Below are 8,443 nucleotides of genomic sequence, written 5' to 3' on the forward strand. Positions count from 1 at the left end.
CGCATAGACTACAAGGTAAAGATATGACGATTTCAGCCCTGTTTAAAAAGATGCTTCCTTTCACGAAGCCTTATAAAAATTTAATTGTATATACGTTATTGCTCACCTTGGTGGGTTCTTTTGCGGCGCAGATAAATGCGTTTATATTGAAGTATACCGTCGACACCATAAGCACCTTGCTGGTGGACAAGAAGCCCTTATCGGAAGGTTTCTACCTGCTCGGGGTTATCGCTGCGGTCTTGATGGGGAAAGAGGTGGTGTATACTGCGGTTCAATTTGGGCAGAAATTTTATGGAGAGAAGCTACGGATTATGATGGCGCGCGACTTTTCGCAGATGGTTGTAGAGCGCATCCTTACCTATCGGATGGCCTTTTTCACTTCTGTGCGCAATGAATCTGGAAAATTGCAGACACGGATTGATGCTGGTATCAGCAGCTTGACACGGTTAGTGCAGAATTTCTTTATCGATATGATGCCCCTTTTTGCGAATGCTTTGGTGGCGCTAGTCTGTATGTTTATTGCGAATGTATATGTAGGCTTGGTGGGCTTATTGATTATTCCTATCTATTTCTATATCGCACAAATGCAGGCACAGCGTCTCTCTGGTTTTCGCCGCAGTATGCGAAGCTATCGTGAAAATAAAAGCAATCAACTTATCAATTTAATAGATTCTATAACGGTCATTAAATCTTTTGTACGTGAAGACCTAGAAGCCGAGCGTCATCAGCAGATTCAGTATGATATGACCGAAAACCAGATGGCGACACGTAAGACGAGTTTCCTGTTTGATAGTATCAAAAGCTTTATTGAGCAGATAGGTATTGTCATCGTGATTATCCTGACGGCTTATTTTGTGCTGAAGGGACAAATGTCATTGGGCGCTATTATGTTTCATATCATGTTGTTCAATAATGTGTCGGCACCTATACGGCAGCTACATCGCATCTATGATGAGGTGAACGATGCTTTAATCTACTCAGAAAGCTTCTTTGAGGTGCTAGAGGATGACGGTCAGCGTGAGCAAACAGGTGGCTATAAACCGGAGAAGATAACGGGTCTTTTTGAAATTGAAGGATTGAGCTTTAACTATCCCAATGGGCATAAAGCATTGAAGTCTGTCAATATGCGTATTCAACCCAATCAGCATACCGCTTTGGTGGGGCTTTCAGGCGCAGGGAAGAGTACCGTCATCAACTTGCTGGATAAATTTTATGAACCGACACTAGGGCAGATACGACTGGATGGTATTGACCTGCGAGATTACGATACCGAATTTCTACGTATGAATATTGGTTTAGTGCTACAGCGCAATCATATTTTTAAAGGAAGCATTGCCGATAATATTCGTTATGGAAAGGTAGAGGCTTCCATTGATGAGGTTGTTGAGGCGGCCAAGAAGGCTTCTATTCATGAGCAAATAATGGATTTGGAGCAGGGCTATGATGCCGAGGCGCACCTCCTATCGGGAGGACAGCAGCAGCGTATCGCTATTGCGCGTATGTTTCTCAAGAACCCACCGATTATCTTTTTAGATGAGCCTACGGCCAATCTGGATGCTATAGCTACAGAACAAATTAAGCAAAGTTTGGATGCCATCAAGGTGGGACGTACGGTAATCACGGTATCGCACAGCATATCGCAGATTATCGATTCAGAGCATATTATCGTGATGGAAAAAGGGACTGTTGTGGAAGATGGTACACATGAAGAACTTTATGATAGGCAGGGTACCTACCATAAAATCTTCAGTGCGATGGCTAATAGCCTAAATATTCATAAGATCACCGAATCGATGAAAGATAATTAAAGCTTTTTAAAGCGATTTTGTTGTCGTAGGGTGGTTGTCGACTAGAATGTCCAGTCGTCTTCGTCATCTTCATTGACTTCAATCTCCATAATAATCTCATGGGAGGCAGCATCGGCAGAAACGCCATAACCATTTACGAATACACCCTTCGTTCCATCGCGGTGGTTGTGCATAGCGTAGAGAATAGCTTCATCACCGACATCATTTTGTTCCGAAAAGCGATAGGTCTTATCGATACATAGGTCGCTAATGAGGAGCGAGTCGTTCTCTGCTGGATTAGCCTCTCTTCTGATTTTTAATAAATTAAAATCTTCCGTATAACCTCTTTTACGAAGTGTTTCTAATACTTCTACTAATGTTTTTTCTGTTCTTATCATAATGTGTGTCCTCTCTATATAAATAACAAAGAGTAGGGCTATTGGTTTTGAAAAAATAAACAAGGCTGACTTTTGAACAGCCCGTTTTACTTGTTTTTGACATAATGTGCTCCTTCCTTAGCTCCTAACTGTCATGTTGTCTTAAAAAGTAAAATTGGAATATTCCTTGTGTATACCTATCTATTAAACAAGAAAAAAATAAATTTATATATGCAAGAAAAAGGTAGCATCTCGATCCACACCGAGAATATTTTTCCGGTTATTAAGAAGTTTTTATACTCCGATAATGAGATTTTCTTACGTGAGTTAGTGTCCAATGCGGTTGATGCGTCACAAAAAATCAAAAGATTATCTTCTTTAGGTCAGTTTCAAGGTGAGCTTGGCGACTTAGTTGTTGATGTTAAGTTTGATGCAGAAGCAAAGACTATCACTATTTCCGACCGTGGTATTGGTATGACGGCTGAGGAGATTAAAAAATATATCAATCAGATTGCTTTCTCTGGCGCAACAGAGTTTATGGAGAAATTTAAAGAGGCTAATGATGCTAATGAAATCATCGGTCGCTTTGGTTTAGGTTTCTACTCTGCTTTTATGGTGGCAGACCGCGTAGAAATTGATTCATTATCTTTCCAAGATGGTGCCGTAGCTGCACACTGGACTTGTGACGGTAGCACGTCATACGAAATTTCTGAAGGTACACGTACTACGCGCGGCACAGATGTTATTTTGCACGTTAACGAGGAGTCTTTAGAGTTTTTAGCGGAAGCTCGTTTAGGAGAAATCTTAAATAAATATGCACGTTTCCTTCCTATTCCAGTACGTTTTGGTACGAAAACAACTACAGAGCCAGATGGCGAAGATGAAGAAGGTAAACCTAAATCCAAATCTGTAGAGGTTGATAATTTTATCAATAACACCAATCCAGCATGGACGAAGGCACCGAGCGAGTTGAAAGATGAAGACTACTTGGCTTTCTACCGTGAGCTATATCCATATTCTATGGACGAGCCTTTATTTTGGATCCACCTAAATGTTGACTATCCATTTAACTTAACGGGGATCCTTTACTTCCCGAAAGTGAAAACAGAGATGGAAATTCAACGTAATAAAATTCAGTTGTACTCCCGTCAGGTATTTATCACCGAGGAGGTGAAAGATATCGTGCCTGAGTTCTTAATGTTATTGCAAGGGGTTATTGACTCACCAGATATTCCATTGAACGTATCACGCTCATTCTTACAGGCAGATAGCAATGTGAAGAAAATTAACAACTACATCACGAAGAAAGTCGCTGATAAGTTGAATGAGATTTTTAAAGCAGACCGTAAGAGCTTCGAAGCGAAATGGGATGATATCAGCTTGTTTATCAAGTATGGTATGTTGAGCGATGAGAAATTTGCAGAGAAAGCTAATGACTTCTGTTTGTTGAAAAATGCAAAAGGAGAGAGCTATACATTCAAAGAATACTACGAGAAAGTTAAAGATCTTCAGGTCGATAAAGATGGCAACATCGTTTACTTATATACCAATGATTTAGCACAGCAAGATGGCTTTATATCGGCTGTGACGGCCAAAGGATATGATATCTTGGTGTTGGATGGTCAATTGGATACGCACTTTGCTGCTTATGTAGAGCAAAAAGGAGGCGAGAAGATCCAAGCGAAGCGTGTAGATGCTGATGTGGTTGATAAATTAATTCCAAAGGATGAGAAGACGGAATTGCAGCTTTCTGAAGAAGAGGTAACGAAGACTTCAGGTATCTTTGATAAAGCAATAGCGCGTGCCGATATGAAAGTGGAAGTGGAGGCTTTAGATGCTGATGCATTACCAGTTTCTGTTACTATTGACGAGTTTATGCGTCGTATGAAAGATATGGCGAAAACAGGTGGCGGTATGGGCTTCTACGGTACGATTCCTGATCAATATAAAGTGACGGTAAATGGTAACCACCCATTGGTGAAACGTATCCTTGAAAGTGGCGAAGAAGAAGGTTCTCAGTTGGCAAAACAAGCCTTCGATTTAGCTCTTTTATCCCGTGGATTGCTAACAGGGGCCGATTTAACGGCTTTCGTTAAGCGTAGCGTTGAATTGATCTAAGTATTTAAAAAAATAAATAGCTAACCCTCATTAGGATACAAACTAATGAGGGTTTTTTGTTTTAAAATATTTGGAGGATATTCCTAATTCTGCTACTTTTGTGACATCAAAATCCTGGTAGGTGTAGCTCAGTTGGTTAGAGCACTAGATTGTGGTTCTAGGGGTCGTGGGTTCGAGCCCCATTACTTACCCAGATTATAAAGCCTCTCTTTTTGAGAGGCTTTTTTTATACCCTAAAAAGGGGATATAATTGTTAAATAAACCGGAAAGTACAAATCTAAACAGCTCATGAAAAAGTTTAACAACAAAAACATAGTGACATTAATCTTGGCGTTCATCTTGATTGTAGCCATTTATTATTTGGGCTATAATGTTGGTGGGGCACTAGGGAAAATGTTTGGTAAATAGAAAGTCGAGATTTTGGCTTTTTCAAACTAGGTAAACTTCCTCCGTTTACAGTTCTGTGCTCCTCTATGTTGCACTGTTTAAAGATTACCTGCACTTCCCCTCTCTTTTACCTGTTTTTATTCTAAAACTAATCGTTTATATTTACGTTATAGATGTATAAGCCTTTATATACCTACTGTTTAGGTTTATATATCGATTAACCAACCAATACATACTTAGAATGAGAAAAAATGTAATTTTTATGGCTGTGCTGTGCTTCTTTTTTCAGACAGTCTATGCGCAAGACAAACAAGGTTTTGATATTACCTACACGATTAAGTTTCTTAAAGATACGGCCTCTACGGAATTTCTGGAAGAGCGAGCGCGTCTTTTAATTCATGGAGAGCGTTCTCTTTTTATTACCCAAAAGAAGGAAATGATAGATTCTATTCGTTATTTCAATCTCGATGGCTCTCGATTTTTTGGTGTTTCCCAGCATGGCTTTATTATTCTTAAAGATTTTAAGAAACAAGATATCGTGCATTATGAGCAATTTTTGCTCAATACGGGCATATATACCGTAACAGAAAGAATGGACGCCTTAGATTGGCAGATTTTGCCCGATACGGCAACTATAGCAGGCTATCCATGCCAAAAGGCGGAGGTTTCCTTTGGCAATCGTATATGGTATGCGTGGTTTACGCAGCGTGTTCCTATTTCTGATGGACCCTATAAGTTTTGTGGTTTGCCTGGACTTATCGTCAATATGAACGATGCTACAAATACCTGGTTCTTTACACTCCTTAGCCTAAAACAGGAGAAGACGCGGCCTATAGACCTTAGTTACCTGCCTTCGCCTACACAATTGGCTAAGGTAGATTTTTTTAAGACGCGAAGACAGCATAAGAAGAATGTCGTTCAGATAAATGAAAGTACGCCTTCGGGTGTGAAATTTGGTATGGTCGGTGATACTGGAAATGCCAAACTAATGAAAAAAGCGGAAGAAGGTTATAAAAAAGATAATAACTGGATTGAGAAATATGACTAATCTATATCGGCTCATGTAGCTGAAGCATATGCCTATTTTAGGGGTCGATATTGAGTTATCTACCCATATTTATTTGTATCAACTATAATCGGTACCTTTCGCTAAAAAAATAAATCTGAAAATGTAATCAAAATGCCGTTGCTGAAAAGATAAATGATGTGCTAAAAAGTGATTTTTTAATCAGTATGTCTAAAAGTCAATATAAGTTAACTTGCTAATTCGGTTGTCTGTTAAAGAATAAATTATAGAATGTCATATATAGTCTTAAAATATAAAACATCGAGCATGTGGGGAATAAAAAAAACCTCAAACATTAACGATAGGTTAATGTTTGAGGTTTTTTTTTATTCGTTAAAAGAAAAAAAATAATGATTTTTGTTTTCTTTTATATATATTAGTGAATAAATTTTATTTAAGTGCTTTGTTTGGTTATGTTTATTTATGATAAATATACCTTTTTTAGCAATTAATATTATTAATTAACCATGTATTATTTTTTAATTAAAAACTAAAACTTATGAGAAAGTTAACTTTAAAAAGTGTTGAATCATCAACCGTATTGTCAAGAAGTGAGTTGAAGAATGTTATGGGAGGGAACAATGGTGAATTCCAAGATTTTCATTGTACAGGAGCTGACGGGACTTCCTATACTTGTACAGCAAGAAGTGCATCTGAATGTTTTGAAGTCGCCGCTGAACATAATATAGATTTATTTGGCTGTAGTTAGGTCGTTTTATTTTTAAAAGTATTATCCCTGATATTCTTTGAATCTCTATAAGAACCGAAGAATTTTAACCCTTAACAATAGAGTAAGTAAGCTCTATTGTTAAGGGTTTATTTATAACTTCTACATATGAGAAAAAATGTAATTTTTATGGCTGTGCTGTGCTTCTTTTTTCAGACAGTCTATGCGCAAGACAAACAAGGTTTTGATATTACCTACACGATTAAGTTTCTTAAAGATACGGCCTCTACGGAATTTCTGGAAGAGCGAGCGCGTCTTTTAATTCATGGGGAGAACTCTCTTTTTATTACCCAAAAGAAGGAAATGATAGATTCTATTCGTTATTTCAATCTCGATGGCTCTCGATTTTTTGGTGTTTCCCAGCATGGCTTTATTATTCTTAAAGATTTTAAGAAACAGGATATCGTGCATTATGAGCAATTTTTGCTCAATACGGGCATATATACCGTAACAGAAAGAATGGATGCCTTAGATTGGCAGATTTTGCCCGATACGGCAACTATAGCAGGCTATCCATGCCAAAAGGCGGAGGTTTCCTTTGGCAATCGTATATGGTATGCGTGGTTTACGCAGCGTGTTCCTATTTCTGATGGACCCTATAAGTTTTGTGGTTTGCCTGGACTTATCGTCAATATGAACGATGCTACAAATACCTGGTTCTTTACACTCGTTAGCCTAAAACAGGAGAAGACGCGGCCTATAGACCTTAGTTACCTGCCTTCGCCTACACAATTGGCCAAGGTAGATTTTTTTAAGACGCGAAGACAGCATAAGCAGAATGTCGTTCAGATAAATGAAAGTACGCCTTCGGGTGTGAAATTTGGTATGGTGGGTGATACTGGAAATGCCAAACTAATGAAAAAAGCGGAAGAAGGTTATAAAAAAGATAATAACTGGATTGAGAAATATGACTAATCTATATCGGCTCATATAGCTGAAGCATATGCCTATTTTAGGGGTCGATATTGAGTCCAGAAAGTTCTGACTGCTAAGACTGGACTCGAAAGCATGTACTGTACATTTATAATCACTACTAGGTTAGGTATTCTATAACATCTTTGCTATAAAGATTAGACTGGATAGTACCAACTTTGGCATATACTGCACCAACAATTTGATGCTGAATATTTGTTTCTTGATAGCGTCAAATAGGGGAGCATGAATAGCTTTACGATGGCAGATTCTTTGCTTTTATTGTGCTTTGAACTGCTGTATTTAAAAATTGTTGTTTTGAATTTCAGTGTCTTAAAGGTTTTAGATAGCTTTTGTGTTATTTTTTACTTTGTTATTCAAGAAAAATGATTTACCTTTGTCGCAAATCAAAGTGGTCTATTTATCATTAGATTTTAAGCATCACGGTAGGTGTAGCTCAGTTGGTTAGAGCATCGGTTTGTGGTACCGAGGGTCGTGGGTTCGAGCCCCATCACTTACCCAGATTTTAAAGCCTCTCTTTCGAGAGGCTTTTTTTTGTGCCTAAAAATTGCACTATATAGTGTTTATAGCGGATCATACGGAATTCTTGGGGGGATAAATTTAATTATTGTTAGTTTAGCGTTTTAAATAGATATACTTTGCAAGACGCTGAACGTAAACTTCTGACTTTATTGATGCCCGAAGGGCTATTAGAATATTTTGATATCATGGATGTTGTCTCAAAAGACAACGAACTTCATATTTATCTCGATGAAAAGAACATAGCCCCTTCAGGTTATGAAAATGCTAAATTAGAATCAAAAGGTTTTATGCCATCCGCTGAGATTAAGGATTTTCCTATTCGCACTCAGAAAGTTACACTTCATATTAAACGCCGACGTTGGACAGTTCTAGCTGATGGGAAAATCATTACTAGAGATTGGAACTTGGTGCGTGAAGGGGCTCGAATGACTACAGAGTTCGGGCTTTTTTTAAAGGGGATATTTGGATAATTATCCCATTAGTGCTCATCTATTAGGTCTTTTCTTCCAGTTAGATGGAAAACAGC

Annotated in this window: 7 protein-coding genes and 2 tRNA genes; 8 read left to right on the top strand and 1 reads right to left on the bottom strand. The window is 38.2% G+C overall.

Annotation, left to right across the window (positions count from 1 at the left end):
- Positions 1-23: 23 nt before the first annotated feature.
- On the top strand, positions 24-1,808 hold the full coding sequence (locus tag WH223_RS08840) for an ABC transporter ATP-binding protein (protein WP_340047219.1): 1,785 nt from the start codon (positions 24-26) through the stop codon (positions 1,806-1,808).
- Between the two features lie 41 nt (positions 1,809-1,849).
- On the opposite strand, the gene WH223_RS08845 is transcribed toward WH223_RS08840, so the two are convergent.
- Positions 1,850-2,185, bottom strand: a complete 336-nt coding sequence (locus WH223_RS08845) for a hypothetical protein (protein WP_340047220.1) — start codon at positions 2,183-2,185, stop codon at positions 1,850-1,852.
- Between the two features lie 210 nt (positions 2,186-2,395).
- On the opposite strand from WH223_RS08845, the gene htpG reads away from it, so the two are divergent.
- The 7 genes from htpG to WH223_RS08880 all read left to right on the top strand — a co-directional run bounded on the left by htpG (position 2,396) and on the right by WH223_RS08880 (position 8,387).
- Entirely contained in the window at positions 2,396-4,282 is a 1,887-nt protein-coding gene (gene htpG / locus WH223_RS08850) for a molecular chaperone HtpG (RefSeq protein ID WP_340047221.1), read from the top strand.
- A 117-nt stretch (positions 4,283-4,399) separates the two neighbouring features.
- Positions 4,400-4,473, top strand: a tRNA-His gene (locus WH223_RS08855).
- Positions 4,474-4,910: 437 nt separating this feature from the next.
- Positions 4,911-5,717, top strand: a complete 807-nt coding sequence (locus WH223_RS08860) for a GLPGLI family protein (protein ID WP_340047222.1) — start codon at positions 4,911-4,913, stop codon at positions 5,715-5,717.
- Between the two features lie 517 nt (positions 5,718-6,234).
- The gene (locus WH223_RS08865) at positions 6,235-6,444 is read left to right on the top strand and encodes a hypothetical protein (protein WP_340047223.1); all 210 of its coding nucleotides are present in this window, start codon (positions 6,235-6,237) and stop codon (positions 6,442-6,444) included.
- Positions 6,445-6,570: 126 nt separating this feature from the next.
- A complete protein-coding gene (locus WH223_RS08870) occupies positions 6,571-7,377 on the top strand; it encodes a GLPGLI family protein (RefSeq protein WP_340047224.1) in 807 nt (268 codons plus the stop codon).
- Positions 7,378-7,820: 443 nt separating this feature from the next.
- Positions 7,821-7,894, top strand: a tRNA-His gene (locus WH223_RS08875).
- A 139-nt stretch (positions 7,895-8,033) separates the two neighbouring features.
- Positions 8,034-8,387, top strand: a complete 354-nt coding sequence (locus WH223_RS08880) for an ISAon1 family transposase N-terminal region protein (RefSeq protein ID WP_340046147.1) — start codon at positions 8,034-8,036, stop codon at positions 8,385-8,387.
- Positions 8,388-8,443: the final 56 nt, after the last annotated feature.

The sequence above is a fragment of the Sphingobacterium sp. MYb382 genome, from assembly GCF_037572665.1.
Classification (GTDB): domain Bacteria; phylum Bacteroidota; class Bacteroidia; order Sphingobacteriales; family Sphingobacteriaceae; genus Sphingobacterium.